Source organism: Streptomyces sp. NPDC006309, from assembly GCF_040613095.1.
Lineage (GTDB): Bacteria > Actinomycetota > Actinomycetes > Streptomycetales > Streptomycetaceae > Streptomyces.
Window position 1 is genome coordinate 1 of the sequence record NZ_JBEXRO010000067.1, and the last position, 1,301, is coordinate 1,301.

At 67.9% G+C, this 1,301-nt stretch carries 1 protein-coding gene and 1 pseudogene; both read left to right on the plus strand.

Going from position 1 to position 1,301, the window contains the following annotated elements:
- A pseudogene (locus tag ABZ117_RS34195) lies at positions 1-911 on the plus strand (radical SAM protein); the annotation flags it as partial.
- A 49-nt stretch (positions 912-960) separates the two neighbouring features.
- A partial coding sequence (locus tag ABZ117_RS34200) for a cobalamin B12-binding domain-containing protein (RefSeq protein WP_356826704.1) occupies positions 961-1,301 on the plus strand: 341 nt, incomplete at its 3' end.

The window sequence follows — 1,301 nt, forward strand, 5'->3', positions numbered from 1 at the left end:
ACGACAACTTCGGCGGCGCCTTCCAGGACGGCTACCACCACGCCGTCGGATTCGCCGAGGAGATCCTCCGCCGCAACCTCGACATCTCCTTCCACAGTGAGTTCCGCGTCGACACCGGCCTCATCGACCGGGAGGCGCTGCGCACCCTGCGCAGGGCGGGGATGGCCTCCGCGCTGCTCGGCATGGAGACCGGAGCTCCGACGATGGCCAAGAGGTTCCGCAAGGGAACCATGGTGGAGTACAACTTCGACGCCGCCCGCATCTTCAAACAGGAGGGCATCGAACTCGAACCCGGTTGGATCATGGTCGAACCGGGTACGACCCTCGACGAACTCTGGGAGAACCTGAAGTTCATCGTGGCCGCCGGCATCGCCATGAGTGAGAACCCGTTCTCCTTCATCAGCCGCGCCATCGCGCTGCGCGGCACGGAGATGTACGACAAGATCACCGACCCCGCTCCCCCGGAACTCCCGGACGTCGAGGGGCCGGCCAGGGATGTCCTGCTGGAGGCCCGCCGGGAGTACCGGATCCCGGACCAGCGGGTCGAGGACGTGTGGGCGGCCTGGAGCAAGGTCAGCGCGGAGGTCGCCGACCACAAGGAAGAGCTGCCCTTCGTCGCCCAGCTCATCGTCGACGCGACCAGGGCGCGCAGGTCCCGGGGCGAGCGGGGCCTGCGCCCGCTGCTGAGCCGGCTGCGCGGCTGGGTCGAGGGCCTGCCGGATCTGCTGGTCGCCTTCCTCAACGTCGGGCTGCTGCTCGCGGACGAGAACCCGCCCCGGCTCGCCGAGCGGCTGGAGGCGGAGCTGCGCACGCTGGTCGACGCCTACGACAGCAAGGTGCTGGGCCGGCCCTATCCGGTGTTCGTCGAAGAGACCAAGAGGCTGTGCGGAGAACAGGCCATGGCTGGGTGACCCGGCCGGTGTCGGGACGCACACGCAAGGACGAGAAAGGAGACCGGACATGGCGGATGTGGTCCTGCTGACCCCCCGGGAGATCCCCACCGGCGCCGCGAGCCTGAACAACCAGAACGTCCTGATCAACGATGAGGAATACCTGTCCCTCGACCCGGCGATGCGGCTGTTCTACAAGCGGGTCCGGGAGAACCTGGGCGTGGCCTGCATCGCCGGTCACTTGAGGGCCTGCGGATATTCGGTGCGGGCGCTGAACCTGCACGGGCGCAACCCCAGCGACGAGGCGATCGTCGACCTGATCCGGCGCGAGCGGCCCCAGTTCGTCGGCATCAGCATCATGTACGACCTGCACATCATCGACGCCGTCCGGCTCCTGCGCTGCGTCCGCGA